Origin of the sequence: Streptomyces niveus, from assembly GCF_001723055.1 — a bacterium.
GTDB classification, from domain to species: domain Bacteria; phylum Actinomycetota; class Actinomycetes; order Streptomycetales; family Streptomycetaceae; genus Streptomyces; species Streptomyces niveus.
Map to the genome: position 1 here is coordinate 1 of NZ_MDCR01000006.1, position 26,430 is coordinate 26,430.

Here is a 26,430-nt window from a genome sequence, read left to right on the forward strand (position 1 = left end):
CTCAGGGAGCTTTCGAGTTGGCCACCGATCGGGTAATGGGCCGTGAAGCGCACGAGCGAGGCCCCCGGGCTGTTGATCGAGATGTCTGACGTCTCAATCACCTTGCTCGGGGGCCTCGTTGGTCATCCATCCTGCCGCACTCGACCTGCCGCATGCTCGTGGAGTGGGTCACGACGTGAACGTGCAGGTCGTCACCGATCCCGACGGTCAGTTGCTGTGGCTCTCGCCCGCCCTGCCGGGTCGCACCCACGACCTGACCGCTGCCCGCACCCACCTGGCCGACCTCGCTAACCAGGGCGCCGGCCCAATGGCTGACCACCGGCATCAAACGCAGACCCCTGCAGGAACTCACCCCCACCGAACAGTCCCGCGATCAGGCACTGGCTGCAGCGCGGGCGCCCGTCGAACGCGGCGTCGCGAGGCTGAAGTCCTGGCGGATCTTCCGCAGGTCCCGATGCAGCCCCAACCGCATGACGTCAATCGCCAAGGTCATCCTCACGCTGGAGGGGCAACACTGAAGAAGCTCACTGGGAGCCAATCGAGTCGTCGGCGTGGTGCTCGACGATTACGCACCCCCCGTACAAAATGTCGTTACGGGTCACAGAATCCGGCACCGCTCAGAAGGGTGGATTGGCACCCTCAAGCGGGGGGCGTCTGCGAATGAGGCGCCAACCTGACACCACGGTGATCTTGAGGCCCAACGAGTGTGGTCGTGTCTTCGTTAGCGCCTACAGAAGTCGCCGCTCGGAGGGAACCCTATGTGTCGCTCGTCCGGATGTGCGCCCCGTGCTCGTTCCGTTCGTACGTACGGCGCGTGTTCTTCTCGATCTTGCGTGCGACCTCGGAGTCCAGGTCGACGCCGTTCATCTCTGCCAGGGCCGTCAGGTAAAGGAACACGTCGGCCAGTTCCTCTCCGAGGTCGGGCAGCCCTTTGCGCCAGGCGGTGAAGGCTTCGCTGACCTCGGCGGTGAGGAGGCCGAACTCCAGGGCTACGTCTCTGGTGTTGAACCCCTTGAGGGTCTTGTTTTCCCAGGCGAGTTTCTGGGCGGACCCGATCTCCAAGACTCCTCCAGCGGCGGTACAGCAGGTGCCGTTGAAGCCTAGCGGGAGCCGTGTGCCGGCGTGCTGGCTTCGGCAGGTTGTCACCCTGCCGGGGGGAGTTCGAGGGTCGTGGTGTCGAGGGTGAGCACGCGGGTGTAGTCGGAGAGGGTGGAGAAGACCCTCTCGTATCCGGTCACCAGGGCGGAGACCTCTTCCAGGCTGACCGCCTCGCCGTCGCGCGAGAGAAGTCGCTGGCAGATGACGGCTGGAGGTGCGGTCAGGTGAACGAGCACGCCGGAGCGGTCGATGACGCCTTCGGCCAGGTCGATCGCCTGGCTCCAGTTGATCCGGGACCGGCCCCGGTGAAGGGGGCCGTAGACGAGTTCGCTGATGAAGCACCGGTCGAAGAGGATCCGTCCGGGGCCGGCGAGGATGTTTCTGTAGCGGGTGGCCAGGTCGAGATGGTCGGGAGTCTTCGGAGAGTGCACGACGACGAAGCCGTGGTCCGTCGATAAGCGTTTACCGAGCGTGGTCTTGCCGACTCCGTCGCAGCCTTCCAGGACGAGGGTCTGGTAGTCGTCGGCGATCTCGTCGAGATTCATCCGGCCAGCCAGGACAGAACGGCGTCGCCGTTGTCGAGGTGGGCGTCGGCGGCGTACTGGATCATGAGGTTGCGCCAGTTGGGCTCCCGGCCGTGGGCGTGCGTGAATGTCGGGCGTGACTGGAAGGCCGCGATCCGTACACCGCTGGCCGCAGCGGCACCGATGAGCAGGGCGGTTCCCGGCGGGGTTTCCGGGCCGGAGACGTCGGCCAGTAGCCGGGCTGTCGAGCACACTGCTGCCAGGTCGGCCAGGGCTCCTGCTTCCGGGTCGGACGCCGTGAAGCGCTGGGGCACCGTTACCGTGTGGCCGGCGTCGACACAGGCTTTGGCCAGGTGATCTCGGCCCCATGCCGTGTACGGCGATGCCTCGACGTAGACGGGTGCGCCGGTCACGGCAGGTGGTCCCACGAGATGGGGAGCGCGATCAGGGAGGTCGAGCAGCGCGTCGATGGTCGCGTCGAGTGCCGTGCTCATCTGGGCTGCGTTGCGCGCTTGGAAGCCGAGGAAGCGGGACTGGGGCGGAGTGGATGACAGGGTTGGTGGTCCGAGCTTGGCGACGCGCATGATACGCGTGGCCACGGCTTGGAGGAGGGGGTCGGGGAATTCGAGGCGAGGGCCTTCCTCGGTCAGCGAGTAGGTCTGGAAGTCGGTGGTGAGCACGATGACCGGGACGCCCAATGCGGCGGCGTATCCGATCTCCATGCAGACCCCGTCGTCGAGGCTCGGGCCGTGCAGGATGGCGACCATGGCGTCGAGGCGGCCGAGGCGTTCGCGGTCCAGCTCGAACAGGCGGCGCCCTTTGACCTCGGCGACCAGTTCCTCTTCGCCGGTGTCGCAGAACGGCAGGAAGACTCGGTCTGGGCCGACTTGCGCGGCGAGTCGATCGGCGAGGTCGGCGGCGAGAGCGCGGTCGTGCGCGGCAAAGAGCCGGTGGGCTATGTAGACGGACACCGGGAGTGGCCCCCAAGTCGTGCGGTCAGCCGCGACGGGGCGCGGGGATCGGAAGGGACGGTGCCGCGACGTATCTGGCTGCGGCTTCTGTCGCCGCTGCCAGTGCCTGGGCGGTAGTCGCACCCTGCGAACGATGGGCCAGGAAGGTTCCGGCCAGGGTGTCTCCGGCGCCTGAGACCTCGCACGGAGGCTGCGGCGGTGGAACGGCAGAGGCCACCTGTCGCCCGAAGCGGTGAACCACTGCGGCCCGGGGGCCGTCGGTGATGACCACCTCCGGGAGCGTTGTGGAGTCGATCACTTGCTCCAGAAGCCGGTACTCGGCAGCGTTGACGAACAGGGTGGTCGCCTTCGGCAGCCAGGGGGCGGCTGCGCGGATCACCGTTTCCGCGCTCGGCAGGAAGAAGTCCACGCTGAAGTCGGTCCCGTTGCCCCCGAGTCGGTCGAGCACTGCCGCCACGTTCAGCGGGAGGCGGCAGCAGACGTGGTAGGTGTGGCGGGGGTGCAGGTCCACGTGTCTGAGGGCGTGCTCGGTCAGGCCCTCGGCCACGCCGTAGTCCGTGCCTACTCCCACCAGCTCGCCGTGCAGGTCGTACTCCAAGTCGAAGGTGGTGGACGCGCCGTCGACCTGGATGTGTGCCGACCAGTCGAGCGTGTCCAGACCGTGCGCCTCCGGAAGGTGTGCGAGATCGCTTCCGAGAACGCAGACCGGGGCTGCCCGGCGGCCGGCCTCTGTCGCCGCCAGGGACATGAACAGAGCCGCGCCGCCGAGCCGGTATCCACCACGGTCATCGGGATAGCGGGTCAGGTCCCGGCTGAGGTTGCCGATCACGTCGAGCCGTTTCATGGTCTCCCCCAGGAGGTCAAGCACGACGGGCGTGGTGGGCGCAGTCGACGACCTTCGGGCAGACCGGTCGCCGGCGGCAGAGCTGCGGGGCGGGACCGTTGAGGTAAAGGCGCTTGAAATAGATCAGGACGAGGTGTGTGAACCAGGTCGGCTCCGCCCCCTCGGGGATGGTGACCTGGTACTCGTTGTCGGTGGCCAGCGAGCGGAACTCGGCTGCCCGGGCGTGCACGGTCGCCTCAAGGATGTGCCGCATGTGTTCGTGTGCCACGGCTCCCGTCGGAAGGGCGAGGCCCAAGGCGGGTGCCAGCTTGGTGACCATGCCGGAGTCCACCGGGATGATGCCGCAGTGGTACCCGCGGGCGGTGAGCAGTGCGCACTGGGCGACCTTGTAGGACGCACCTCGCACCCGCTCGGCGAAGTCCAGGACCAGGGCGTCGCAGTCGGCTGACTCCGCGGTGGGGTCGGTGCCCTCCTTCTCCCAGTTGCGGAGAAGTTCGGTGAGGGAGCGCAGATAGTCGATCCGGGTCTGTGGCAGGCCGATGGGACGTACCAGTGATGCAAGCTCGGCGTCCGTGGCCGCTGCGAGGCTGTCGAAGCCACGGGCGTCCGCCGAGGTGATCACTCGGGCGTATGTCTCGACCATTCGGTAGGAGACCCGGGTGGACCAGCCGGCGGCGAGCATCCGTACCCGTGGATCGATGATAGACGTCGGCCACCAGCGGTTCTCGTCGTGATTGGCCTCCACCTCGGCTCGCACGTCCGGCAGGCCGGCGGCGCGGGCCACCAGTCGGTGGACTCGCCGGATCTCAAGCGGCTTCGCCCTTACATGCTCGATTGTCATGAGCAGACTCCAGCACGGGCTCGGGTGGCCAGAAGTGCCATGGCGAGGTTGGACGAGAGCACCGGCTTCCCGAACCGGTGCTCCAGTTCAGTGATCACCGGCAGGGTGTGCCACCCGGTGCACGACAGGACCACCGCTTCGGCAGCTCCGGCTGCCTCCTGCGGTAGCTGCCCCGCCAGGGCCAGGATCTGATCCGGGGTGACCTCGGGATAGCCTTCGGCCAGGCCGAGGCTCGCGTGGGCCAAGACCTCCACGCCGGCCTCGGCGAACGCCGCCGCTTCCGCTTCGGTCACTGGGGCGGGATAGGGCGTGATCAGTACTATGCGCGCCGCGGCTGCCTCGGTGAGGGCCTGGCGGAGGGCGTCGAAGGCGGTGTACGCTCCGCCCGGAAGCGGCGGACCGTCGGTGAAGCCCGCTGATGTGCACGCCAGCATCACCGCGTCGAGCGGAACGTGGGACAGCGAGTCCAGCGCCTGCGCTGACGCTTCACGCAGGCCGTGCCAGAACGAAGCGTCGATGGCCGTCGTCCTGGACGCGGGTACGAGCCGCGCGTGGTGGAAGACCGTATGACGCAGACCGAGACGGGGCAATTCTGTCTCGACAGCGACGTTGGCCCAGGGCAGCAGCAGCCCGGCACGGACGGTGCACTCTGCCGCCGCGTCCAGGGCTGCCAGCGTCGCGAGCGTCCCGTCAGGATGCGGATGCAACACGTTCTCCGTAGATCAGACGGGGCGCATGACCGGTCACGACCAGGTCCCCGGTCGTGCCGAGAGACACCGTCGTGTCGCGCTCGACGATCTGGATGGAGTAGGAGCCCAGCCGCCGCCACCAAGTGCCGTTCCGGCCGATGAAATAGGAGTGAAGTCCGGGCACGCGCAGACCGGTCGGGTAGACACGTTCCTTCATCGGCCGGTCCCAGGTGAAGTCGATGTCCGCCTTCCAGGACGGGAAGTGTTCCGCCGAGGGCAGCTGCTCCAGCTCGCCGAGCGCAGCCAGCGGGGTACCGGGGAAGGCCCTCGCCTGGCGGACGTTCGTCCGATGGCACAGCAGCCCGGCGTCGAGAATTTCTGCCAGGCCCCGGAGATTCGCCACGTGGGTGCCGTGGGTCTCGCCGGGCAGACCGTAGATCAGGTTCAGGCCCGGAAGCAGCAGCGGCAGACCCCCGGGGCCACGGGCGGCGCCCGCCTCGTTCACGTGCTCGACGGCGCGCATCAGGATCTCGGGCGTGCAGGTGAGGGTGTTCCTCGCGATGACTGCCGGGTCGAAGCTCTCGATGCCCATCGGCGCGCAGTTGCCCTCGGTGCAGTAGTCCGCCACCAGCTTCGCGATGCGCAAGCCGACGGGCGCGGCCACGGCGAGGGGGTCCGCGTTGTCGATGTGGAGCACCTCCAGCTCGGGGCAGTGCTCCCGGATGCCGCCGAGCAGGGCGCGGATCGCTTCCTCGTCCCGGTTGCGGTACGAGAAGAAGCAGGTCTGCTGGCCGAGCCGGAAGTTACGGACGCCGGCCGCGTAGAGCTGGGCAGCCTCGGTGACGACGTCGTCGACCTCGCGGAAGGCGACAAGGGGGGACTTCGCCGGTTCGTGGCAGAAGTCGCAGAACTTGCGCCGGGTGCATCCGCGGTACAGCTCCAGCTCGGCGATCGGCCGCCAGGGCATCTGATCGACGAGACCCGTGAAAGACCCGCGCTCGTGTTGCATCTGCCCGTAGGCGGCTGGGCGGTGGCTACCGAGGAGGAGGTCGCCGGACGTCACCGTGTGGGTGTGGACGGCGTCGAACAACCCGGCGTATTCGGCGGGAGCGGCCAGGGCGTAGGTGGACAGCGGCCCGAGCAGGTAACGGCGGCCCCGCGCGCAGGCGAGCGCGCGAGCGATCTCCTCGAACGATCCGTTCACTGCGTGCAGATGGACGGATGGAACGGCGTCTCCGGCGATGACGATCACGATCTCGGCATCCCGCAGGAGCTGAATAGCGGCGTCCCGGTTGACGGTGGTGGAGTACGTGAACGGGTCGCTCTGGGGCGGTTCGACGGTGGGCTTGCCGCCAGCCAGACACCAGCGGATATCGTCGATGGTCACGTACCGGACGTCCGCCTCCGGCCTTGCCCGGCGCAGTGCCGACCAGGCGTTCCGGACGTAGGTCGACAGATACGGCGGTACGCCGAGACCGCTCGGCTCGACGGTGAAGCAGTCCAGGATCACTACTGGCTGCATGCTGTTCTCCCTCCCGTGCTGAGGGCATTGGCGACGTCCGCAGCGTCCTTGCCGGGAAGGGCCGTCGTCCCTCAGCCCTCCCAGTCTCCTCGCAGACGCCCCTTCCGAGGAGGGGGTAACGGGGTTGTTCGGTTGTACGAGGGTTGTAATTCCATGGCCCTGTGTCGAAAGGGTGGGACAGAGGGTGATCGACAAGGCATCATCTACGCATGGGAAGTGCAAAGGGCGCCGGCGAGGCCAACGCCGCGCTCGCGGCGGTGATTTCGGAAACCGGCCGTTCTCACGCGGCCCTTGCCCGCAAGGTCAACGAACTGGCCGCGCTGCAGGGAGTGGTCACCCGCTACGACAAGGCGTCCGTGACCCGGTGGCTGCAGGGAATGATCCCTCGTGATCGGGCGCCGGAATTCATCGCCGCCGCCCTGGCCGAGTTCCTGGGTCGCCCCCTTGCCCCTGTTGACCTCGGATTCCCGGAGCAACACCAGCGGCCCGTGGTTGCCCGGGCGTTGACGTACCGTGAAGACGTGGGTGAAACACTGCACACTCTCGCGGAGCTCGGCTCCACAGACATCTCCCGGCGCAGCCTCCTAGGGGCGGTGCCGTTCGTCGCCACGGCCCTGATGGACCCCCAGCGGCAGTGGCTTCTCTGGCTCCTGGAGGACGATCAGGCTCCACGCCTCGCTGCTGTCGCCGACGGAGGCCCCGTCGCGCAGGTCCAGGCGATGATCGACATGTTCGACGAGATGGACAACCGTTTCGGCGGCGGCGGAGTCAGGGCGAGCATCGTGCACTACCTGAGCACGCAGCTCGCGCCCATGTTGCAACAGCGGAACATGCCCACCCACCAGCGCCGGCTCCTCTACACATCGGCCGCGAAGATGGCAGCGACCGCCGGCTGGTGCTCGTACGACACCGCCGACTACGGCCTCGCCGAGCGGTACATGATCCAGGCGCTCAGGCTGTGCGCCGAAGGTGGCGATCGGGTACTGGGCGGACAGATCCTGGCAGGCATGTCCCACCTCGCCACCAGCCTCGGCAACCCGGCGGAAGGAGTCTCGCTCGCCCGAGCGGGTATCGCGACCGCGAAGATGGCAGGCAGCCCACTGGGTCTTATGCGGCTGTACGCCATGGCCGCCCGCGGTTACGCCGCTCTCGGCGACAGCCGTCAGGCCACCGCCTCCTTGCAAGCGGCCAGCAAGAGGCTGGAGATCAGCCGTGGTCCAGCCGAGGAATCGCCCTGGGTCCGCTTCCTGGACCACCACTATCTTGAAGCCGAGGCCGCCCTGGTCCACCGTGACCTCGGCGAGGCATCACAGGCCGAACGCCTCGCCAACGCCTCGGTGGAGGCGAACAGCGACCGGCGACGCCGCCAGGCGATCAGCCGCTCGGTACTCGCCACAGCCTTCCTCCAACAGGACAGGCTGGACGAGGCAGTCGACACCGCCGGCAACGCCCTGGACCTGCTCAGCGGCGTTCACAGCGAGCGTTCCGTCCAGGCCCTGCGCGACTTCCGCGCACGCCTTACTCCCCACCATGGCGAGCCGATCGTGCGCGAATTCGAACTCCGCGCCAGGCCCATTCTCGGCACTGCCGCCTGACCTGCTCCCGTCAGTACCCTTCCGGCGTTGGCGCGTTCTGTCCCTTGTCGACAGGAAGATTGACTCCTGTCACTCCCCGGGATTCGTCCGAGAGCAGGAACGCGATCACGTCCGCAACCTCCTCCGGACGCACCAAGTCACCCCCGGGGAATTCCGCGCGAAAGCGGTCGAAGGCCGCCGGATCCTCTCGGCGCATCCGATCCCACCGCTTGCCTGGGATTAGCATCGACCCGGGCGAGACCGCGTTCACGCGGATGCCGTCCATGGCCAGTTCCCTCGCCAACGACGACACCATGTGGATCTGGGCCGCCTTCGCCGCGCCGTACTGAGCCTGGGGTCCTGGCTTCCAACCGGAGACCGACGCCACCACGACAATGGGGCCGCCGTCGGCAGCCCGAAGGTGCGGGGCACCGGTCGCGACCAGCCGCGCAACATGACCGACGTTCATCTCCCACGTTGCCGACCAGTCTTGAGCCGTTGCCTCGGCGATTCCCCGACCACGCGCGCCGCCGGCGCAGGCGACGACGCCGTCCAGGCCACCCAGCGCTGACGCAGCTTCGTCCACAAACCCTTCCAGCAGCTCCGGGGCGGAGACATCCAATGGCCGGGTGAACAGTTCGTCCGGCGAACCGAGGGAACTTCGAAGCGCCTCCAGCGGCTCGGAGTTCCGGGCACAGGTTGCCACGCGCGCTCCTTCCGCCAGGAGCAAGCGCACGACGTGCTCGCCCAGCCCTCTGGAGCCGCCCGTCACCACAATCCGGCGGTCCTCGAAACGTCCCGACGTCCCTCGCTGCCCGTGGTCACGCCTTGTGCTCGCCATCTGTCCAACCCTTCACCAACCGTGCCAACCCGCGTGGCCGGAGACATCCTCCGTGCACCCTTCTTACAGGGACATCGGAGCGGTTCTCTTATGGACGTACCCGGTCCGGGAACAACCGTGCAGCCGCGATGAGCCGGCACCGGCCCTGCGGGCCGGAGAAGGCACGAACCCGGGATGTCGTCTGCCGTTGCTCAACCGCCGATCCCGGGTCAGGCGGTCCCATCACGCAAACGAGCGAGAGCCAGCGAACGCACCCCGCGCTCCTCTCCCCACTCGGGAGGCACACCGTGTCCCAGGCACCACACCCGCGAAACCGCCTCATGCTGGCCGACACCCCCAACGCTGTCGGCCTGGCCCGCCTGCACACCGCGGACGTCCTGTCCCGTTGGGGCGTGCGCTCCGACACCATCGAGACGGTGCAGCTTCTGGTGTCAGAGCTGGCGACGAACGCCGTCCGGCATCCCAAGGATGGCGGGGAGGAACCCTCCCCGTTCTCGGCGCGAGACAGGGCGCAGACCTTCGAGTTCACGCTGGAGATCGTCGGCGACGCCGTGAGGGTATCGGTGTGGGACCGCGACACGAAGCCGCCCGTACTGAAGGAGGTCGACGCTGAGGCTACGGGGGGCCGGGGCATCTTCATCGTCGCAGCGATGAGCAGGCGCTGGGGCCACTATCCGGCTCGCGGCAGCCTGCCCGGCAAGGTGGTGTGGGCCGAGGCCGCTCTTATCCCGGTCGATCGAGTTGACGAAGACGAGCGGTCGACGCGCTCCCCGGGCCCGTCTCGAACAGCCGGCACCGAGAGGCCGAGGGCTGCGCGAGTCGACCCGGACATGATCGGCCGAGTACTCGTCGGGGCCTGGAGCGTCTGAGCCATGGACGAGACAGAAAAGGTCAGCCCACCGCACAGGATCAGCCGGAAGATGTCCTCCGGGGAACAGCGCCTCTTCAGCGGAGCGCGGATGGTGAGCGCCGACGAACAGGCGGACACAACGGCGGCGCCCCGCCACAGCGACTCGCTGGACACCGGCCATCCCACGACTCGCAAGCGCCACCGCAAGGTGACCAGGTCAGAGGGCCCCTCCCGCACTGGGCAGTTCCAACGGCTCCGTCAGCAGTTTCGCCGCAAGGCCATCGAAAAGCAGGATCCTCAGGCCGACGACCGTCAACTCCGCTTGCTCGCCTACAGCTTGGTGCTGGGCAGACGAGCCAGCCCGAGGGAAGACTGGAACACCCTCCATGCCGAGGCCGAGCAGCAGGGGTACGTGATAGCAGCGAGGTTCCACGACGTAGCCGTCCCCGTGACCACGACGTACTTCCCGAGCCCGCGCGCAAGCCGCACCCTCTACACGCCACCCTGGCAGCGACCTGGCTGGGGAGAAGTCGAGCGGCTCATCCGAGACGGCTTGACCCTCTCCGCAGACTGGGGCACCAGCAAGGACGGCCGGGCGACGTGGTGTAAGTCCCGGATCTCCGCAGGCAGGCCCTGATGGCTACCCGTGCGAGGACCGCCTTGAAGGAATTACGGGAAGTCGAGCTATGGACGTTCCGAAGCGTCCAGCCAGTACGTGGCAAGCATTTCGCCAGGCCACGCTGGCTGACGGATGTCGCTTCGAGGTCCCATCTCCTCGAAGTACGGGGCCAGGTCGATGATCGGCGTCCCGTCGACGGCGTCGAGATCCGTGACCAGGAGGTCCCGGCCCTCCGCTTTCAGCAACCGCGGGTAGCTGGTGGCCAGTTGGTTGGGCCGCCGGTGGTTGCGGTGGACGAACGTACCGGTCGCCGGCCACGTCGGGTTTCCTCGGGGGCTGCGCGCGTGCAGTTGGATGTCTTCCGGCCGCGCCAGGTGGAAGCGCCACGTCACCGTCAAGTGGGAGAACTCGTCGATGCCCTGCAAGGTTTCGAGGGGATACGCCTCGTTGAGGCGGATGACAGATTCAACCCCGCCCTGGTAGTCGTCCTGAACGCGGGTGTGCCCACCGACCACCGTTGCGATCGATTCGACTTCGTAGGTCGCCATCGGGGCTTGTTCCTCTCCCTCAAAGTTGCGCTTTCGGCAGCCGTCACGCTAAGCGACCGGACTTGTCCAGGGTCAGCCTATGGCCCGCAGCATCTCCCGTGCCCGGCTGTCCAGTTCGGCGACGTGGGGACCTCCGCGTTGCCGGACCGGCGAGAGGTCGCTCTGTATCCGAACGATGACGTCGCGGGCGCGGCCGGACTGGACGCCGGCCATGGCATCGAGAGCGTGGCCCCAGGTAGCGCACGCCTCATCGAGGCGTCCTTGCTGGACCTGAACGGCGCCGAGGTAGCCGAGCGTCACGCTGTGGGTGCGGGCGTATTGCTGCCGGCGGCGGGTGGCGACGCTCCGCTGGAAGTGGATCTCCGCGTCGAGTGGCTTGCCCATGTCGCGCAGGGCGCAGGCGGTCTCGTGGGCGAGGGAGGCTTCCTGGAAGAAGTCCACGCGGCCTGGCGCTTCGTCGTTGTCGGCGCGGGCGAGGTCCCGCTCGGCGCGGGTGATGGCAGCGAGGGTGCCGGGCAGGTCGCCGTCGGCCGCGAGCGATCGTGCGTGAACGATCGCGAGCAGGGCTTTCTCGCGGTGGCTGGCCTGGCCGTAGCGGTCGCGGGACATGGAGGCGTCGGCCAGGGCGAGTGCTCTGCGCGGGTGCCCGAGGTCCACTGCCTGGTGTGCGAGGGCGCGCAGGATGTGGCCGCCGAGTGGTCCGTCCCCTGCTTCGGCCGCGATGCGGGCGGCCAGGGTGAGGTAGCGCTGGGCCGTGCGGTGCTCGGAGGCGTCGAAGGCCATCCAGCCAGCGAGGTATGTCATCTCCGCGACGGCGGAGTAGGTGTCCAAGCGATCCCTCTCCCTGCGAAATCGGCTACCGAGCAGGGGGACTGCTTCGTCGCGAAGGTGGCTGGCCAGGGCCGAGCGCCCGGAGGCTCCGCCGCGCTGCTGGTCACGCGCGGAGTAGAAGTTCGTGATGTCGCGGACGTCGTCGATGTCGGCTTGGGCCACCAGCCGGGGGGAGACTGCCGCCCGTCTGGCTGCCGCAGCGGGAGCGGCTGCCCACCACGAGGCGGTGGGCAGGGCGAGGCCGGCGGCGGAGTACGCGGCGGTCGCCAGCAGCTTGCGTCGGTGCATGTCCAGATCGTCGCTTCCCAGCTCGGCCAGCACGGTCAGAGGGGCGACGCTCCAGTCGGAACCGCTGTCGGTCGTGCCAGTCGGCTCTTCTTCCAGTCCGAGGTCTGCCAGAGTGAGCGGGCGGCGGAGCCTGCGGGACAGCGTCTCTCGAAGGATATGCCGCGATCTTCCGCTGGGCTTCGTGCCCTGGACCCACATGGCGATGTGCGAGCGGGAGACGGCCTCCAGCTCCCGCACACCGGTCTCTGCGGCCACTCTGGCGACTGCGGCTGCTGCTTGGGGCTGCGACCAGCCCGCTTCACGCAGGAGTGCGGCGAGGGAGACGTTTCGCTCACGGGCCATGGACTGCCCCTCGGTTCCGAAATGATCTTTGACGCCTTTGACGGCCTTGGCCGCCGTGCAGGCATACCCCCCAGCGGGGATTCACGGTTCGCTCAACGTAGCGGCCGGATCACTCACATTGCACGTCAACCGGCGCCACCCCACCGCCAACCTCAATCAACTTGGCCAGATTCAAAAAGGAGTTGTGTTATGCGTCTGTCGCTGGTCCTGCACCGGAAAGCCTCTCACCGCGATGGTCGAGGCAGGTCGCGGGGCCACATCGGCATGGGGCCGGCCGGTGTGCAGCGAGATCAAGCGGTTGCCGCGGCGGAGACGGTGGCGCTCGTCCTGGGCGAGGACTCGCCGCTGCCGGAGAGCGCCAGTGACGTGGAGGAACTCGCGCTGCGCCTGCACGGTCACATCAGCCAACTTGGGTTCGTGGCCCCGCCAGAATCATCAGCGCTACTCGGTGCGCAGCAGCTCGGTTCGGCGGGTGTCCCTGCCGGCTACATGCCCAGCAGGGTGCATCTGGTCAAGCTGGCCGAGGCAACCCAGGCACTCCTCGCCGCCGTGCAAGCCCACGGCCCTACCCCCGTAAGGCAGCCGCAGAGAGGGCGTTGGTGGAAGCCGCGGATCAACGTGCTGCGCGGCTCGGTCTTCGCTGTTGCCTTCGCCTGCTTGGTTCTGGCCGCGTCGGTGCCCCGGGCATGACCGTCACCGGGGCAGTTCTGATCGCCCTGATTCTCGGCTCCATGGCATGGCTAGTTCTCCGCAGTGGTCGAGGAACCGGCCACGCCGCTCTTCAGGACGAGAACCACATCCCGAGCCAGAACGAACTTCCCCCGCACCGGCAACCACCGAGTTCGTCCTGATCGACTGCGTCAGCCCTGCAAGGACCTGACGTCGCAGCACGCTTGGCCGCCCCTCCCCACTGACGAGGTTTTCCATGTCTGACAGCACGTTCCCGACAAGGCCGGCCGCGACCGGCCACCGCAGACGGCGACCTCCGCAAATCGACGCCTTCACAATGCACTGTGTCCGTCGTGCCGTGGCGCTGCCCCTGCTGCTTCTTACGACGCTGCTGGGCGCTGCCTTCACCGTCTGGTCGACGGCCTTGGTGGGTTTCTGGCTGCTCGTCTGCGTTGTCTGCGGGCTGGTCGGAGTCGCGGTGGTGGCGGCCCGTTGTGCACGAACTGCCGCTGGTGCCGTGGAGGAACGGCGGGCAGCGGAGCTGACCGCGGTCGCGGGAGCTGCGGCAGCCGTCGAGAAGTCGGTGCGGTGGTCGGCGGACGAGCTGTGCCGAGGGGCACGGCCGCCACTGCCGGACAGGAAGATGCCGCAGCCGGCCAGTTCGACCACAGAGATCGACAAGGCGTTGAGCGCGCTCCAGGTACAGGCCGTCGCCTCGCTGATACGCGTGCACGACGAGTCCCAGTCCGTCGTCCTCCTGGAAGTGCTGCGCCGCCTGGCAATGCGGGAACACGCCCTGGTCGGCAAGGCCCTGGAGGCGCTCAGTCAGCTGGAGATGCTGACCGACGATCCAGAGCTGCTGTCGAAGATCTTCGAGATCGATCACCTCGTGACGCGAATGCGTCGCCAGGTGGAGAGCACGGCCGTGCTGGGCGGACAGTCTCTGCGTAGCGTGCGCCGGCCTGTTCCCGTCACGACCGCGCTGCGCGGTGCGGTCTCCGAGGTGGTGCAGTACCCGCGCGTGGCGGTCGCGGCCGGTTCCGTGGGCGCTGAGCTGGGCCTTCCGGGACACGTGGGTCCGGATCTGACACACCTGCTGGCCGAGCTGATCGAGAACGCCTGCGAGTGCTCCGATCCGAGGACGAAGGTGACTCTGCGGGCGCAGCGGGTGCCGAACGGGTTGGCGGTCGAGGTCGAGGACCGGGCCATCCCTATGCCTCCCCAGACACGCGAACAGATGAACCGGCTACTCGCGGCGCCTGACGAGGTCGACGTCAGCGGCCAGGTCCGCGCGGGACAGCTCGGCTTGCTGGTCGCTGCGAAGATCGCTCAGTCGCACGGGCTGTCCGTTCTCCTCCAGGAGAACGTAACGGGAGGCACCACGGCCCTGGTCGTGATTCCGGCACGGCTCCTCGTGGCGATTCCTCCCGTCGGTGACGCGGGCGCCCGCCGCCGGGCAGTACACCCCTCCGCAACCCCACCGCCCCAGGTTGCTGGGGCACCAGCCGACCCACCGGCAGACCAGATCGCACGCCCCATCACCGTGAGGTCACCGGGGGCCGGAGCGCCGGAACACTCGGCGGATGCGCCCGCGCTTCCCACCCGTACGCGGCGGGCCGGTTCGTTCCCCCCGCCACATGAACGGGAGCAAGCCCCCGCGACCGCGGCGACGCCAGGGCTCGCAGCCGCCTTCCGCACCGGCATCGAGGCCGGCGGGACCGCCGGTTCCCCTCCCGCTTCACAGCAGCCCAAGCCCTGACCATCGCCCCTTCCGTCCGCGTTCCCGGTCGCCCGGACATATCCGCCGGCCCTTCCCCCTTCTGGAGCGATCCTCATGAACACCCACCCTGAGAACAACCACGTGACGACCGGCGTCGCGCCCGCACCCGAGACGACGGCGAACCTTCAGCGGGAGGACATGGCCTGGCTGCTGCGGCAGTTCGCCGCGGAGGTTCCGGGTGTTACGCACGCCGTCCTGCTGTCGCGCGACGGACTGCGACTGCTGGACAGCGAAGTCGACAAGGACTGGGCGGACGAACTGTCGGCCGCGCTCAGCGGAGTGGCCTCCCTCGCGTCGAACATCACCGGCCCCAGCCACCGCAAGCGGCCGGCCAGGCAGGTCGTCATCGAGCGAGACGACTGCCTGTTCTTCGTCCAGAGCGCCGGTCGCAGCGCGGCCTTCGAAGACCACCCCGGCAACGAACGCGGTGAAGTGGACACCATCCTCGCCGTCATCGCCACCCCGGACGCCGACGCCGGCACCGCCGGATTCGAGATGGGGCGCCTGGTGCAAAAGTTCGCCCCTTACATGCAGATCCCTGTCCGAGTCGGCACGGGTGATGAGGTCCGGTGAGCGCCCGCGGCGACGCGGCCGAGGACTCGACGTTCGTGCGGACCTACACGCTGACGCGCGGGCGCACCAGGCCGCGACACCTGCTGGGTCTGGACACCGTACTGGACGCCGGACCCGGACGGCCCGGCCCGGGCCAGGCCGAGGAATGCGAAGAGATCCTCGCCCTGTGCCGCGAGCACCGGCGGTCGGTGACCGAGCTGGCGGGACGGCTCGGCCGCCCCGTCACCGCCGTCAAGATCCTCGTCTCGGACCTCCTGGACGCCGACGCCCTCGTTGTCCCCGTCACCGCCCCCTACGCCGCGTCCGGCACGGACGCGGATGCACGTCCCTCCCTGCAAATGCTGGCGGCCCTGTCTGCGGGCCTGAAAAGGAAGTGGCCCGATGCCATCGCCTACCTCCAGGCCGGATGACCCGGCTGCGGCCCTGCGGACTCCGTCGCGCCCGCATTCCGATGCACCGACCGTGCTGAAGATCGTGATCGCCGGTGGCTTCGGCGCGGGCAAGACCACCGCCGTCGGCGCGGTCAGCGAGATCACCCCGCTGAGCACAGAGGAGTACCTGACCGAGGCGAGCACCGGCGTGGACAGCCTGGAGGGCGTCGAGGCCAAGCAGACCACCACGGTCGCCTTCGACTTCGGCCGCCTCAGCCTGCCCGACGCACCCGTGCCTCTGGAGCTGTTCCTGTTCGGCACGCCCGGCCAGGACCGGTTCGTCGACCTCTGGTACGACCTCTCCCGCGGAGCCGTCGGCGCCGTCGTCCTGATCGACACCCGCCGTCTGGAGACCAGTTTCACCCCCGTCAGCTTCTTCGAAGACATCGGCCTGCCCTTCGTCGTCGCCGTGAACCACTTCGACGGAGCCCACCGCTACCAACCCGAACAGGTCCGCGCCGCCCTCGAACTGCCCGCCTGTGTACCGGTGGTCACCTGCGACGCCCGCAATCCGAGCGACGTCGCCGGCGTCCTGCTGACTCTCGTCGGCCACGCCGAGAACGCACCGGCAACTCCCGTTCACCCCGCACCCAACGCCACCCTCCAGGACGCCTGATGTCATATCAGCCCAACAACCCCCACCTCGCGCCGCAGAATGCCCCGTCCGCGCTGTCCTTGCCACAACGCGGCATGCGGGACACCGCCCACGGGCTGTCCATCCCGGCCGGCGCCACGGTCACCGGCCTTCAGGCCCAGCAGCCGACCGAACTGGCGCAGCGGTACGAACTGCTGGAGCGTCTCGGCGTGTCCACCGCTGCCAGCGAGGACTTCGACGACCTGGCCCGCGACATGGCCGAGCAGGCCGGATTCCTGTACGGGTTCGTCAATCTGCTCCTGGACGAGCAGACCTTCGTCGGACTGCACCAGCCGCCCGCGGACAGCGGGCACATCATGGTCGGCCGCACCATGAACCAGGACCACGGCTGGTGCCCGGAAGTCGTAGCCCGCAAGAAGGCCCTCCCGCTGCACGACGTGCACGCCAGCCCCCGATTCAGCGGCAACCATGTGGTCGACGCGGTCGGGATCCGCTCCTACTTCGGCGCACCGCTCATCCACGACAGCGGCACCGTGCTGGGCACGGTCTGCGTCATCGACCCCAAGGAACGGCCCCTGAGCGAGGCCCGACGACTCAGAGACATCGTCATCAACGCCGGCGTCCAGGCGATGGCCCGCATCGCCCACACGCCCGTCCGCTAGGCCCGCTCCACCACCCCCACCCATGAGCCGCAAGCGATCCCCGGCCGCTCCACCACGCGACCTTCACCCAGGGAGAGGGAGACGACCATGACCGCTGCACCCGCCACACCGCCTCCGGCGCTGCGCCCCTATCTCACCGCCCGACACGAACTGCTGTGGAGCGAGGTGGACGCCTTCGCGGCCGAGCAGGTCGCGCCGCGCGCCGTGCGGATGGAAGCCGCACCGGGCAGGGTGGAGCGCAAGGTCGCCGAACTCATGGCACAGCGTGGGTGGTTCGCCGTCACCGTCCCGTCCGCCTTCGGAGGTCTGGGCGCCGGCCATGTGGCCAAGACGGTCCTGATCCACCGCATCGCCTGCGTCTCGGCGGCTGCCGCGGCCATCCTGCAAGCCACCCTGATCCCCGTCGGCGCCCTGCTGCACTTCGCCACCTATGAGCAGAAGGGCCGCTGGCTGCCGCGGGTGGCGGACGGTTCACTGCTCTTGTCGATCGCCGTGACCGAACCGACCGCCGGCGGGCACATCGGCGGCATCGAGACCACCGCCGAGCGCACCGGCAACCAGTGGGTGATCAACGGCAGCAAGGCCCACATCGGCAACAGCCATCTCGCGGGAGCCCACCTCGTTCTCGCTCGAACCGCCGAGGCGGGCGTGCGTACCTCGCAGACGTTGACCGCGTTCATGGTCGAATCCGACCGCCACGGGCTCTCCGTCACCGCTCACCGCCCCGGTCTTGGCCTGCACGGTTTCTCCGCCGGCCGCCTCGACCTCGACCACGTCCGCGTCCCTGCGGACAACGTGATCGGAGAGATCGGCCAGGGGGTGAGCGTGGCCCAGAGCAGCAGCATCCTGTACGGCCGCCCCAACCTGGCCGCGGTCTGCCTCGGGATCCACGAGGCAGTCATGTCCACAACGACCGCGCGCCTCAAGGCACGTCCCCGCTACCGGGGCGCCCTGTCCGATCTGCCGGTCCTGCGGGACCGCGTCGGTGACATGGAGGCCCGTTTGCGCGCCGGACGAATCCTGGCCTACCAGTCCGTGCACCTCCTCGACCAGGGCCTGTCCTGCGACACCGACCTGATCAACGCTAAGTACCTGGGCCATAAGTGGGCCAAGACGTCAGCCCAGGACGCCATGGAACTGCACGGCGCCCACGCCCTGGACCGCGACTACGTCCTGCAGCGCCTGTGGCGCGACATCCAGCACACCTACCCACCGGCCGGAACCGGCGAAGTCCAGCGAATACGCCTCGCCGACGCCGCCTTCGACGACGACCACATCCATTGGTCCGAACGCCTCGCCGCCGAAACCGCCTGGGCTCAGCCCGACCCCACCGCGGCAGGAACCCCCGTGCGCGGCACCCCGTGAATCCCGCCCGCCGCGCATGGGCCCGTGCCGCCGGCCCCGTCCCCCGCGGGGACCGGCGGCACCCCTCCCCGTGACCGTCAACCCAGCCGAGAAAGAGACAGCCGTGATCCCGTCCATGACGACCAGCGCACCGATCACACCGCTGAGTCCGACAAAGCAGCGCATCGCCAGGCACATCGTGGACGGTGTCACGACCAACCGAGACCTCGCCACGGCGACCGGGCTGTCCGCCGACACCATCCGCCAGTACGTCCGCGACATCCGGGAGAGTGTCCACTGCCCGCCCCGCAGCAAGCCGCAGGTGTTCGTGCATCTCCTGTTGGGTACCGGGCAGGTCGCCCCGCCCACGACGGACCGGCCGGCGCCGGAGCTCAACGCGGAGCAGCAGCAGTTGTTGAAGGCGGTCGCTGAGCACAGCACCCCCCGCGACATCGCCCTCGCCGCCAAGATCGCCCCCGCCGATCTCCGATCCGCACTCGACGAACTGATCGCCGAGACAGGGGCCGCCGATGTCACCCAGCTCGTCGTCCTCGCCCACGCATGGGGCCTGCTGGGTGCCAGGCCGACCGGCACGGTGCAGAGCGAAGCGGTCCAGTGAACCCGTCACCCGCCGCGCCGGTCACCGAGCCGTCTCCCGCACCCCTGCACCAGCGCGCGCCAGCAACCGTGTACGAGATGCGGACTCCGGGCGCGGACGCCGCGAGAGACGAGGCCATCGCACTCGCCCAGGACCATCTGCGCTGGCTCAGCATGCGCGGCCTGCCGGTACCCGCCCGAGCCGATATCCCGGCCTTGTTCGGCGACCCGCAGGCGGAGTCGGCCGGGCTGTTCGAGGACGGGCTGCTGCTGCCCTGCATGATCCCGCAGCCCGCGCCCGACCTCGAATGGGGACAGGGCCCGTGCCGCTTCCTGGGCTGCATCCACACCCTGCCCGACCGCCACGACGACACCGTCCAGCCGATCACCCGGTGGGCCTCCGGACTCCTTGGACGTGCGAAGGGCATTCGTCGGGCTGTCACCGATCACCGTCGCCCTGGAGACGGTGCGTCGCCGGTTCGCCCTGGATCGCCGGGGCGGCAGTGCCCCGACCGTCGTCGTGTTCGCGGGGGCCGCATGAGCCAGCGGGGCCCGCCCACTCCACCGATCCGACTCCCCCACCGATCTCCCTTACCGATAAGGACCGTTGACGTATGAAGCTCACCACCGCTGTCCTCGCTGCCGGCGCTGCCGTCTCCCTCACCACCGCCTTGGTCGGATCCGCCCGGCTCCGGCAGGACGTACGGCACCAGGCCCAGCGGAACGAGGCGACCGTCGCGCGGAACCAGCTCGACTGGCTGGCCCAGATGTCCACCAACCCCGACCTCGCCAAGCTCTGGGCCCCCGAGGACATGGACGTCAAGGAGTACATGCAGCTGCTGAACGCCAATCAGCTCATCTGCACCCTCAGCCTGCGCGACCGCCTCGGCTTCGTCCGCGACGGACAACTGCCGTTCTTCGCCGCGATGGTCATGAACAGCGACGTCTGCAGGCGCTACTGGGCCCGTTTCGGCGGCCTCCGCGCCGAGGAGGCCGAGGGAGACGAACGCGCCGAGCGGTTCACGGACGCCCTGAACCGGGCCGCTCAAGCCTATTCGCACGAACGCCCCGCAGCCGCCTGAAGAAGCGGCTGCCTCATCCGCCCGAGGCAGCCTCGGCCTCAACTTGCGAAGGAAACTAATGGACTTCAGTGCTGTTCCACTACCGCCCGGCGATTTCACCATCGGAAAGACGTTCAGCTTCGAGGCCGGCCACCGGCTTCCCGGGCTGCCGTCCGAGCACAAGTGCTCCCGCCAGCACGGGCACAGCTACGAGGTCGAGGTCATCCTCGCCGCTCCCTCGCTGGAGGAGCCCGGCTTCGTCACGGACTTCGGGGCGCTCGCTCCGTTCAAAGAGTTCCTGAACACCGAACTCGACCACCACAACCTGCACGAGATTCTTCCCTTCGAGCCGACCTCGGAGCTCCTGGCCCAGTTCCTGGCGGGCTGGTTCATCCAGAACCTTCAGCCCGCCATCACCGGCCGCCTGGTCGCCGTCCTAGTCCGCGAGACCCAGAGCAGCTGGGCCCGTTTCGACGTGGAGGGGCAGTGACCGCATCCGAGCCGGTCACCGACGAACCGACTGCTGACGGAAGCGGATCCCGCCTGATGGTCTCGGAGTGCTTCGGTGTCGAGGTGCCGACCTTTCAGGGCGAGGGGCCGAGCTGCGGACACCCGGCGCTGTTCATCCGTCTGTCCCGGTGCAACCTGACCTGCACGAAATGCGACACGAAGTACACCTGGGACTGGTCCCAGTTCGATCCGCGCAAGGAGTCGACGAAGCGGTCCGTCGCGGACCTGGTGGCCTGGGCCGCGTCCTCGCCGGTCGGGCTGGTCGTGATCACCGGCGGCGAGCCATTGATCCAGCAGACGCGGCTGGTGCCTCTCGTCCGGGCGCTGACAGCAGGCGGCAAGCGGGTCGAGTTCGAGACGAACGGCACCATCGCGCCCGCTCCCGAGCTGATGGCCGACGGGGTCCGGTTCAACGTCTCGCCCAAGCTCGACAGCTTCGGCGTCAAAGAGGCCAAGAGCATCGTGCCCGACGCGCTGGAGGCGTTTGTGGTCTCCGGGAGGGCGGCGTTCAAGTTCGTCGCTTCCACGATGGCCGACCTCGACCGGATCGCCGAGCTGGCCGACGCCCACCGCCTCGCGCCGGTGTGGGTGATGCCGGAGGGCACCACCCCCGAGGCGATCACCGCGACCACCCAGGTCCTCGCGGACTCGGTCGCGGCCCGGCACTGGCACTTCACCACCCGGCTTCACGTGTTGGCCTTCGCGGACACCCGAGGCCGCTGACCCACGCGCCACCACGCCCCACCCATTCCCCCAGTCCCCGGAAACGAGAGACGCCCATGACGACCTCTATCGCCAGCCCGGCAGCGTCGCCGACCGCCGCCGTCCCCGGGCCCACTGCGGTCATCGACACCGACCGGGTCGCCGGTCTGATCCACCAGCTCCTGGTCGAGCTGGGCGAGGACCCCGCCCGTGAGGGGCTGACGGGTACCCCGGACCGTGTCGCGGCCTGGTGGAAGGAGTTCCTGTCCCCAGAGGACACCCCGACGGCAACCTGTTTCCCCGAATCCCAGCTGCGCGGACAGCTGGTTGTCGTGGGCGGCATGAGCGTGTGGTCGCTCTGCGAGCACCACATGCTGCCCATGCACTTGAAGGTCACGGCCGGATACGTGCCGGACGGCGAGGTAGTGGGCCTGTCGAAATTCGGGCGGATCGCCCAGCACTACGCGGGTCGGCTCCAGGTACAGGAGCGCTTCACCCGGCAGGTCGCCGAGTACCTCACCGGCGTGATCGGCCGTGAGGATATCGCCGTCGCCGTAAACGGCGTGCACCTGTGCATGAGCATGCGCGGGGTACGGATGGAGGCCGCCCGCACCGTCTCGGGGCACATGGGCGGACGCTTCCGCACCGACCCCGTTCTCTCGCAGCAGTTCCTGACCATCGCCGCCGGGCAGTGGGGGGCGCCGTGATCACCACCGCAGGCATCGACTTCTCCGTCATCGCCCCGCCCGCGCATCTGGAGGACTTTGTCGCCCAGGAGCCGGCCCGCGTCCATCACGTGGCCGCTCAGCGGGTCCTGTCCGACGAGACCTACCGGGCCTTCTTCGCCCGAGAGGCCGAACGCGGAGCCGAGATCATCGTCGACAACGGGCTCTTCGACCTCGGCTACGCCCTGCCTGCGGAAAGCCTCGTCGAAGCCGCGCTCGCGGTGTCCGCGAGGGAGATCATCCTGCCGGACGTCATGCGAGACGGGGCGGCGACCCTGAAGGCTAGCGAGAGGGCCGCGCGAGAGATCCGCGAGCTGTCCGGCGATGCATTCCGGCTGTGCGCGGTGCTGCACGCCGCGGACGATGACGAGTGGCTGCGCACCTACGACGCCTTCGTGACCAGCGACTGGGCCGGGGCCATCGCCCTGCCGGCCTCGCGTCGACCGGATCCCGACAAGCAGCTGTGCCGCACCCGCTGGTTGGCAACCGCCTACCTGCAGGAACACGGCCTGGTCAACGATCTGCTCGTCTACCGGCTGCTCGGTCTGGGCCGGACCGGGCACCTGGAGCTGATCGAGCAGCGCGAGCACGAGTGGATCGCCTCCGTGGACGGCGCGGCCCCGGTCATCCTCGGCGCGATGGGCATCTCCCTGCTGCCCGAAGGGCCGTACGAGAAGCCCTCCACGCCCCGGATCGAGAAGCTCGGGCCGATCCCCGAGGGCCGGTTCGACCTCATCCGGAAGAACATCTACGTCGTCCGCGCGGCGGCCGGCAGCACCGTGACGATCGCCGAGGAGCTTCGATGACCCCGTTGCTGGCCGACCCCGCCCCTGGGCTCCTGCGCGCCGCCCCGATCGACCCCAGCGGGCACACCATGTCCCGCGAGAGGCTGTTGCGCTACCTGGAGATCAAGGTTCACCACCTCATCCAGGACCAGGAGTGGGACAGTATCCGCGTCATCGGCGGCTACGACCGCACGGCGGTGGTCTCCCGGTACGAGAAGACCGGGAAGCTGTTCAACATCGAGCGGCCCACCGCAGAGGTCCACGGCCGTGACCTCATCGTCAAAGCGTTCCCCGGAGCCGACTACGTCCAGCACTACGCCCTGATCATCGCCACGTACCTGGCCATGACCGGCCGCCCGGACGGCACTGTCACCTACCAGCCGCCCGAGCAGGAGGAGTGCCGAACGGCGCTCCACGCGCTGGACCTGCAACTGGACGGCGATCTGGTGATCGTCGGCTGGGGCCTTCAGTACCTCGCTCCCGAGAACGGCGTGTGGACCCGCGGGCGCGGCTACGCCTGGCAGCGCACCGAGGTTGCCGGCCGTCGCGTGGTCTACCTCGGGTTCCTCCACAGCATCTGGGGGGACGTAGCCGGGCGGGTCGTCGCGCGCCTTGCCGAACTCGGCGCCGGCGACGTCGTCTACGTCGGGAAGGTCGGCTCGCTGATCCCCGGCATCGAACCGAACACGTGGCTGGCGACCGGCAACACCAGCCTGGTACGCGGGGCGATGGTGAGCTGGGACGACTTCTTCGGCGAGTACGCCGCCGCTGAGGAAGGAGTGCAGAGCGGTCTGCACGTCTCCTCCCCGTCGATCCTGCTGGAGAACCGCGACTGGCTTCTCCAGCACACCGCCTCGTACGCCTTCGTCGACCCGGAGATCGGCCCCATGGGGGCGGCGGCGCGCCAGGCGGAGATCGGATTCGGTTACCTCCACGTCATTTCCAACAACCTCGCCGCCCACTATCCCGCCGACCTGTCCAATGAGCGGCACCGCGACGTCCTGCGCCAGCGCGCCGTCCTGGTGGACCGCATCCGCACCATCATCACCGGCCGCCTGACCTCCAGCCCGACCCGCACCCTGGGAGAATCCCGATGACGGCGAACGCGCCGACCACCACCGCAGCCGGGAAGCTGATCACCTTCGTCGGCGGTGACGGGGCCGGAAAAACCACCCTCGCCGCCCGCCTGCACCAGGCCCTGAACGACGCCGGCCACACAGCAATCCTCATCGGCAAGCACAGCACCGACGTCCCCCAGGACCCGGAGCTGTCCGCCTACCTCGACCGCCTCAACGAGGTGGTCTACCGGCGCGACGCCCGCGTCGCCCAGGCATGCGGCGACCACTACTGGCTGCTGGCCCTGGCCTCCTGGTACACCCTGCAGGACCGGCTCGTCATCCAGCCGGCCCTCGCCACGGGCACCCACGTGATCCTCGACAACGCGCACCACAAGATCCTCGCCCGGTACGCGGCCAACCCCGAGGTATCCCCCCTCCTGTGTGAGCAGGTCTTCGCGCATCTGACAAAGCCGGACCTGATGTTCTTCCTGAACATCGGTGCCCGCGAAGCTCTCGTCCGCAAGGGCTCGTTCACTTCCCTGGAGGCCGGCCACGCCGGCGGCGGTGACGAGGACTTCATCCGCTACCAGGACACCGTCCTGGACCAGATGCGCGAACAGGCGAAGCGCGGCGCCTGGCTGACGCTGGACGTCGCCCAGCTGGACCGCGACCAGGTCTTCAAGGCCGCCTCCGATGCCCTCGCCAACCACCTGCACCTGACCCTCTGACCGGCCCTCCCACCCCGAGCGACAAGGAACGCACCATGGACCAGGCCCTGCCTACCGGCGGGACATACGTCTGCCACGGCATCACCTGGGCGAGCGGAGACCCACGTCTTCTGCTCGCCCCGGTGACCGGCGGACCGCTCGTCTACGCCCCGGTCACGGGCAGGCGCCTGAGTTACCAGGTGAGCGGTAGCGGCCGGTGGTGCACCGGCCGGTACCGGTTCGCCGGCCGCGTCCGCGTCGAGACGGTCGCCTGCCCTGACCGGGCCCCGGCCGAGTCCGGCAGCCAGTGTGCGGCCTGCGCCGGACGGGACGACTTCCGCTTCGCGCACCGGTTCCACTCCGGCGGGCACGTTCCCGACGCCCTGGCGGCGTACATGGCCCAGCCGCACTGGCTGTACCTGGCGACGTTCGCCGACGGCACCACCAAGATCGGCACCGCGGCCGAGCCCCGTAAACGCTCCCGCCTCGACGAGCAGGGTGCCCTGATCGCCACCCACGTCGCTCGGAGTGCTGACGGCCGCGCCGTGCGGTTCCTGGAGGATGCCCTCACCCGCCGCCTGGGCCTGACGCAGACCGTGCGTGCCGCGACCAAGCTGACGACGCTGGCCGAGCTGCGCGACCTCGCGCCGGCCCGTGCCGCACACCGGCAACACCTCGACCACGCCACCCAGGCCCTGAGTGGCCTGAACGTCCCGGCTACGCCGGAGCAGTGGAAGCCGCCCGGCGAAGGCGATCTGCTGCGCACGCCGGAAACCGGGCGCGCCTTGTACCCGCACGACCCACGCTCCGGTGAGCACGGGCTGACGGTGCTCTCCTGCCTCGGCTCCCAGGTCCTCGCGACCCTCGACGGCGACGGTGAACAACTGCCATACCTGCTCGACCTCGGCACCCTCAAGGGCCGGCGCATCGTCCTCGGCGCCCAGTTCTCCTCACCGCCCGCCGCCGTACAGTCCGCGCTCTTCTGACCTGTCCGAATACCCGGCCGGGACTGCCGGGCCGCTCTGAGAAGTGAGGCCACAACAACATGGCACCCCAGGATGCGATCCTCGGCTGGGACGAGGACAGCAACGCCGAGGCGTACAACGCCTTCACCCGCGACCATCCCATGTACGACGTGACCAGCCGCGACCTCGCCCGTCGAGTCCATCTGTCCGACGCCGGCCTGGTGGTCGACCTGTGCGGCGGCGCCGGTGCGACCGCCCGCGCGATCCTCGACCTGATCCCTGCCCGCGCCCGGGTCGTCTCCGTCGACAACGCCGCCGCGATGCAGCGTGTCGGCCGCCGCACCCTGACCGACGCCCGCCTGACCTGGATCACCTCCCCGGCCGAACGGCTCGCCGACCACCTGCACGCCAGCAGCGTCGATGCCGTGGTGTGCAACTCCGCGATCTGGAAGACCGATACCGCCGCAGTGTTCGCGGCCGTCGCCCGCATCCTGCGCCCAGGCGGGCACTTCGTCTTCAACATCGGCGGCGGCTTCGCCGGTATCCGGCACCCCGACGAACTGTCCGCCCGCCCCGGGCCCTCCCTGAACACCCTCATCCGCCAAGTCGCTGCTGAGGCCCACGGATACACCCCACCGCCGCGCGACCCGGACAGGCCGCCGAAGCTATCGCCGGAAACAGTCACCGAGCAGCTGACCGCAGCCGGACTGACGGTCGTCGGCACAGAGGTCACCGCCCAGCACAGCACCATGGCCGAGAAGAAGGCGTGGCTGTCCATCCCCGTCTTCGCGCAGCCCGAGGGCGACTTCACCCACGCCCAGCGGATGCGGATCCTCGACACCGCCTACGCCATCACCACCCCCCATGCCCCAACCGTGACGAGC

The 26,430-nt window shown here is 68.9% G+C and carries 30 protein-coding genes and 1 pseudogene; 21 read left to right on the forward strand and 10 right to left on the reverse strand.

Going from position 1 to position 26,430, the window contains the following annotated elements; all coding sequences use genetic code 11:
* Nucleotides 1-169 precede the first annotated feature (169 nt).
* Nucleotides 170-518 (forward strand): annotated as a pseudogene (locus BHU15_RS37910) (transposase family protein); the annotation flags it as partial.
* Between the two features lie 238 nt (nucleotides 519-756).
* Here BHU15_RS37910 and BHU15_RS00785 read toward each other — a convergent pair.
* From BHU15_RS00785 to BHU15_RS00815, 7 genes are all read right to left on the reverse strand, one after another.
* Entirely contained in the window at nucleotides 757-1,062 is a 306-nt protein-coding gene (locus BHU15_RS00785; protein ID WP_069625373.1) for a MazG-like family protein, read from the reverse strand.
* Between the two features lie 80 nt (nucleotides 1,063-1,142).
* Entirely contained in the window at nucleotides 1,143-1,643 is a 501-nt protein-coding gene (locus BHU15_RS00790; protein WP_069625374.1) for a hypothetical protein, read from the reverse strand.
* The gene (locus BHU15_RS00795) at nucleotides 1,640-2,593 is read right to left on the reverse strand and encodes a nucleoside 2-deoxyribosyltransferase (protein WP_069625375.1); all 954 of its coding nucleotides are present in this window, start codon (nucleotides 2,591-2,593) and stop codon (nucleotides 1,640-1,642) included. Before BHU15_RS00795 ends, BHU15_RS00790 begins: the two co-directional genes overlap by 4 nt.
* 25 nt (nucleotides 2,594-2,618) lie before the next feature.
* A complete protein-coding gene (locus BHU15_RS00800) occupies nucleotides 2,619-3,461 on the reverse strand; it encodes a carbohydrate kinase family protein (RefSeq protein WP_255292988.1) in 843 nt (280 codons plus the stop codon).
* A complete protein-coding gene (locus BHU15_RS00805) occupies nucleotides 3,454-4,278 on the reverse strand; it encodes an HhH-GDP family DNA glycosylase (protein ID WP_069625377.1) in 825 nt (274 codons plus the stop codon). The genes BHU15_RS00800 and BHU15_RS00805 overlap by 8 nt, the downstream gene beginning before the upstream one ends.
* A complete protein-coding gene (locus BHU15_RS00810) occupies nucleotides 4,275-4,988 on the reverse strand; it encodes an aspartate racemase/maleate isomerase family protein (protein WP_255292989.1) in 714 nt (237 codons plus the stop codon). Before BHU15_RS00810 ends, BHU15_RS00805 begins: the two co-directional genes overlap by 4 nt.
* A complete protein-coding gene (locus BHU15_RS00815; RefSeq protein WP_069625379.1) occupies nucleotides 4,969-6,489 on the reverse strand; it encodes a radical SAM protein in 1,521 nt (506 codons plus the stop codon). The genes BHU15_RS00810 and BHU15_RS00815 overlap by 20 nt, the downstream gene beginning before the upstream one ends.
* Before the next feature lie 209 nt (nucleotides 6,490-6,698).
* On the opposite strand from BHU15_RS00815, the gene BHU15_RS00820 reads away from it, so the two are divergent.
* Nucleotides 6,699-8,084 (forward strand): NsdA family TPR-like regulatory protein, encoded by a 1,386-nt coding sequence (locus tag BHU15_RS00820; protein WP_069625380.1) that lies wholly within the window; start codon nucleotides 6,699-6,701, stop codon nucleotides 8,082-8,084.
* 10 nt (nucleotides 8,085-8,094) lie between these two features.
* Here BHU15_RS00820 and BHU15_RS00825 read toward each other — a convergent pair whose 3' ends face one another.
* Entirely contained in the window at nucleotides 8,095-8,904 is an 810-nt protein-coding gene (locus BHU15_RS00825; protein ID WP_079127786.1) for an SDR family NAD(P)-dependent oxidoreductase, read from the reverse strand.
* A 320-nt stretch (nucleotides 8,905-9,224) separates the two neighbouring features.
* On the opposite strand from BHU15_RS00825, the gene BHU15_RS00830 reads away from it, so the two are divergent.
* Both BHU15_RS00830 and BHU15_RS00835 read left to right on the forward strand, forming a co-directional pair.
* Complete coding sequence (locus BHU15_RS00830) at nucleotides 9,225-9,773, forward strand: ATP-binding protein (RefSeq protein ID WP_171908289.1); 549 nt, start codon at nucleotides 9,225-9,227, stop codon at nucleotides 9,771-9,773.
* Nucleotides 9,774-9,776: 3 nt separating this feature from the next.
* Nucleotides 9,777-10,391 (forward strand): hypothetical protein, encoded by a 615-nt coding sequence (locus tag BHU15_RS00835; protein ID WP_069625382.1) that lies wholly within the window; start codon nucleotides 9,777-9,779, stop codon nucleotides 10,389-10,391.
* Nucleotides 10,392-10,438: 47 nt separating this feature from the next.
* On the opposite strand, the gene BHU15_RS00840 is transcribed toward BHU15_RS00835, so the two are convergent.
* Both BHU15_RS00840 and BHU15_RS00845 read right to left on the reverse strand, forming a co-directional pair.
* Complete coding sequence (locus tag BHU15_RS00840; protein WP_069625383.1) at nucleotides 10,439-10,921, reverse strand: SAM-dependent methyltransferase; 483 nt, start codon at nucleotides 10,919-10,921, stop codon at nucleotides 10,439-10,441.
* Between the two features lie 72 nt (nucleotides 10,922-10,993).
* Nucleotides 10,994-12,382, reverse strand: a complete 1,389-nt coding sequence (locus BHU15_RS00845) for an NsdA family TPR-like regulatory protein (protein WP_171908290.1) — start codon at nucleotides 12,380-12,382, stop codon at nucleotides 10,994-10,996.
* A gap of 189 nt (nucleotides 12,383-12,571) precedes the next feature.
* Here BHU15_RS00845 and BHU15_RS00850 point away from each other — a divergent pair, with 189 nt between their 5' ends.
* The 17 genes from BHU15_RS00850 to BHU15_RS00930 all read left to right on the forward strand — a co-directional run.
* A complete protein-coding gene (locus tag BHU15_RS00850; RefSeq protein ID WP_255292990.1) occupies nucleotides 12,572-13,072 on the forward strand; it encodes a DUF6415 family natural product biosynthesis protein in 501 nt (166 codons plus the stop codon).
* Nucleotides 13,073-13,307: 235 nt separating this feature from the next.
* Nucleotides 13,308-14,810 carry a sensor histidine kinase gene (locus BHU15_RS00855; RefSeq protein ID WP_079127787.1) on the forward strand — a complete coding sequence of 501 codons (1,503 nt, stop codon included), beginning with the start codon at nucleotides 13,308-13,310 and terminating at the stop codon, nucleotides 14,808-14,810.
* Between the two features lie 75 nt (nucleotides 14,811-14,885).
* Nucleotides 14,886-15,404, forward strand: a complete 519-nt coding sequence (locus tag BHU15_RS00860) for a roadblock/LC7 domain-containing protein (RefSeq protein ID WP_069625384.1) — start codon at nucleotides 14,886-14,888, stop codon at nucleotides 15,402-15,404.
* Nucleotides 15,401-15,814, forward strand: a complete 414-nt coding sequence (locus BHU15_RS00865; protein WP_069625385.1) for a DUF742 domain-containing protein — start codon at nucleotides 15,401-15,403, stop codon at nucleotides 15,812-15,814. The genes BHU15_RS00860 and BHU15_RS00865 overlap by 4 nt, the downstream gene beginning before the upstream one ends.
* A gap of 52 nt (nucleotides 15,815-15,866) precedes the next feature.
* Nucleotides 15,867-16,451: a GTP-binding protein gene (locus BHU15_RS00870; protein WP_069625386.1), complete on the forward strand. Its 585-nt coding sequence runs from the start codon at nucleotides 15,867-15,869 to the stop codon at nucleotides 16,449-16,451.
* Nucleotides 16,451-17,092, forward strand: coding sequence for a GAF domain-containing protein (locus BHU15_RS00875; RefSeq protein WP_069625387.1), 642 nt, complete (start codon nucleotides 16,451-16,453; stop codon nucleotides 17,090-17,092). Before BHU15_RS00870 ends, BHU15_RS00875 begins: the two co-directional genes overlap by 1 nt.
* 87 nt (nucleotides 17,093-17,179) lie before the next feature.
* Complete coding sequence (locus BHU15_RS00880) at nucleotides 17,180-18,457, forward strand: acyl-CoA dehydrogenase family protein (protein ID WP_069625388.1); 1,278 nt, start codon at nucleotides 17,180-17,182, stop codon at nucleotides 18,455-18,457.
* 115 nt (nucleotides 18,458-18,572) lie between these two features.
* A complete protein-coding gene (locus BHU15_RS00885) occupies nucleotides 18,573-19,055 on the forward strand; it encodes a DNA-binding protein (protein ID WP_079127790.1) in 483 nt (160 codons plus the stop codon).
* Nucleotides 19,056-19,647: 592 nt separating this feature from the next.
* Nucleotides 19,648-20,115 (forward strand): DUF6082 family protein, encoded by a 468-nt coding sequence (locus BHU15_RS00890; protein WP_069625389.1) that lies wholly within the window; start codon nucleotides 19,648-19,650, stop codon nucleotides 20,113-20,115.
* A gap of 58 nt (nucleotides 20,116-20,173) precedes the next feature.
* A complete protein-coding gene (locus tag BHU15_RS00895; RefSeq protein ID WP_069625390.1) occupies nucleotides 20,174-20,584 on the forward strand; it encodes a 6-pyruvoyl trahydropterin synthase family protein in 411 nt (136 codons plus the stop codon).
* Between the two features lie 56 nt (nucleotides 20,585-20,640).
* Nucleotides 20,641-21,327 carry a 7-carboxy-7-deazaguanine synthase QueE gene (locus tag BHU15_RS00900; RefSeq protein WP_069625401.1) on the forward strand — a complete coding sequence of 229 codons (687 nt, stop codon included), beginning with the start codon at nucleotides 20,641-20,643 and terminating at the stop codon, nucleotides 21,325-21,327.
* Nucleotides 21,328-21,383: 56 nt separating this feature from the next.
* Nucleotides 21,384-22,013 carry a GTP cyclohydrolase I gene (gene folE, locus BHU15_RS00905; RefSeq protein ID WP_069625391.1) on the forward strand — a complete coding sequence of 210 codons (630 nt, stop codon included), beginning with the start codon at nucleotides 21,384-21,386 and terminating at the stop codon, nucleotides 22,011-22,013.
* Complete coding sequence (locus tag BHU15_RS00910; RefSeq protein ID WP_069625402.1) at nucleotides 22,010-22,837, forward strand: hypothetical protein; 828 nt, start codon at nucleotides 22,010-22,012, stop codon at nucleotides 22,835-22,837. Before folE ends, BHU15_RS00910 begins: the two co-directional genes overlap by 4 nt.
* Nucleotides 22,834-23,913 (forward strand): hypothetical protein, encoded by a 1,080-nt coding sequence (locus BHU15_RS00915; protein ID WP_069625392.1) that lies wholly within the window; start codon nucleotides 22,834-22,836, stop codon nucleotides 23,911-23,913. Before BHU15_RS00910 ends, BHU15_RS00915 begins: the two co-directional genes overlap by 4 nt.
* Nucleotides 23,910-24,602 (forward strand): dTMP kinase, encoded by a 693-nt coding sequence (locus tag BHU15_RS00920; RefSeq protein WP_069625393.1) that lies wholly within the window; start codon nucleotides 23,910-23,912, stop codon nucleotides 24,600-24,602. The genes BHU15_RS00915 and BHU15_RS00920 overlap by 4 nt, the downstream gene beginning before the upstream one ends.
* Before the next feature lie 35 nt (nucleotides 24,603-24,637).
* Nucleotides 24,638-25,567 (forward strand): DUF2797 domain-containing protein, encoded by a 930-nt coding sequence (locus BHU15_RS00925; RefSeq protein WP_069625394.1) that lies wholly within the window; start codon nucleotides 24,638-24,640, stop codon nucleotides 25,565-25,567.
* A 59-nt stretch (nucleotides 25,568-25,626) separates the two neighbouring features.
* On the forward strand, nucleotides 25,627-26,430 hold an 804-nt coding region (locus BHU15_RS00930), incomplete at its 3' end, for a class I SAM-dependent methyltransferase (RefSeq protein WP_069625395.1).

Bases quoted from the DNA above. Each gene is read 5' to 3' on its own strand.
- BHU15_RS00790 (WP_069625374.1), bottom strand. From the start codon at position 1,643: ATGAATCTCGACGAGATCGCCGACGACTACCAGACCCTCGTCCTGGAA.
- BHU15_RS00805 (WP_069625377.1), bottom strand. From the start codon at position 4,278: ATGACAATCGAGCATGTAAGGGCGAAGCCGCTTGAGATCCGGCGAGTC.
- BHU15_RS00815 (WP_069625379.1), bottom strand. From the start codon at position 6,489: ATGCAGCCAGTAGTGATCCTGGACTGCTTCACCGTCGAGCCGAGCGGT.
- BHU15_RS00820 (WP_069625380.1), top strand. From the start codon at position 6,699: ATGGGAAGTGCAAAGGGCGCCGGCGAGGCCAACGCCGCGCTCGCGGCG.
- BHU15_RS00825 (WP_079127786.1), bottom strand. From the start codon at position 8,904: ATGGCGAGCACAAGGCGTGACCACGGGCAGCGAGGGACGTCGGGACGT.
- BHU15_RS00830 (WP_171908289.1), top strand. From the start codon at position 9,225: ATGCTGGCCGACACCCCCAACGCTGTCGGCCTGGCCCGCCTGCACACC.
- BHU15_RS00835 (WP_069625382.1), top strand. From the start codon at position 9,777: ATGGACGAGACAGAAAAGGTCAGCCCACCGCACAGGATCAGCCGGAAG.
- BHU15_RS00840 (WP_069625383.1), bottom strand. From the start codon at position 10,921: ATGGCGACCTACGAAGTCGAATCGATCGCAACGGTGGTCGGTGGGCAC.
- BHU15_RS00845 (WP_171908290.1), bottom strand. From the start codon at position 12,382: ATGGCCCGTGAGCGAAACGTCTCCCTCGCCGCACTCCTGCGTGAAGCG.
- BHU15_RS00850 (WP_255292990.1), top strand. From the start codon at position 12,572: ATGCGTCTGTCGCTGGTCCTGCACCGGAAAGCCTCTCACCGCGATGGT.
- BHU15_RS00855 (WP_079127787.1), top strand. From the start codon at position 13,308: ATGTCTGACAGCACGTTCCCGACAAGGCCGGCCGCGACCGGCCACCGC.
- BHU15_RS00860 (WP_069625384.1), top strand. From the start codon at position 14,886: ATGAACACCCACCCTGAGAACAACCACGTGACGACCGGCGTCGCGCCC.
- BHU15_RS00875 (WP_069625387.1), top strand. From the start codon at position 16,451: ATGTCATATCAGCCCAACAACCCCCACCTCGCGCCGCAGAATGCCCCG.
- BHU15_RS00880 (WP_069625388.1), top strand. From the start codon at position 17,180: ATGACCGCTGCACCCGCCACACCGCCTCCGGCGCTGCGCCCCTATCTC.
- BHU15_RS00885 (WP_079127790.1), top strand. From the start codon at position 18,573: ATGACGACCAGCGCACCGATCACACCGCTGAGTCCGACAAAGCAGCGC.
- BHU15_RS00890 (WP_069625389.1), top strand. From the start codon at position 19,648: ATGAAGCTCACCACCGCTGTCCTCGCTGCCGGCGCTGCCGTCTCCCTC.
- BHU15_RS00895 (WP_069625390.1), top strand. From the start codon at position 20,174: ATGGACTTCAGTGCTGTTCCACTACCGCCCGGCGATTTCACCATCGGA.
- BHU15_RS00900 (WP_069625401.1), top strand. From the start codon at position 20,641: ATGGTCTCGGAGTGCTTCGGTGTCGAGGTGCCGACCTTTCAGGGCGAG.
- folE (WP_069625391.1), top strand. From the start codon at position 21,384: ATGACGACCTCTATCGCCAGCCCGGCAGCGTCGCCGACCGCCGCCGTC.
- BHU15_RS00915 (WP_069625392.1), top strand. From the start codon at position 22,834: ATGACCCCGTTGCTGGCCGACCCCGCCCCTGGGCTCCTGCGCGCCGCC.
- BHU15_RS00920 (WP_069625393.1), top strand. From the start codon at position 23,910: ATGACGGCGAACGCGCCGACCACCACCGCAGCCGGGAAGCTGATCACC.
- BHU15_RS00925 (WP_069625394.1), top strand. From the start codon at position 24,638: ATGGACCAGGCCCTGCCTACCGGCGGGACATACGTCTGCCACGGCATC.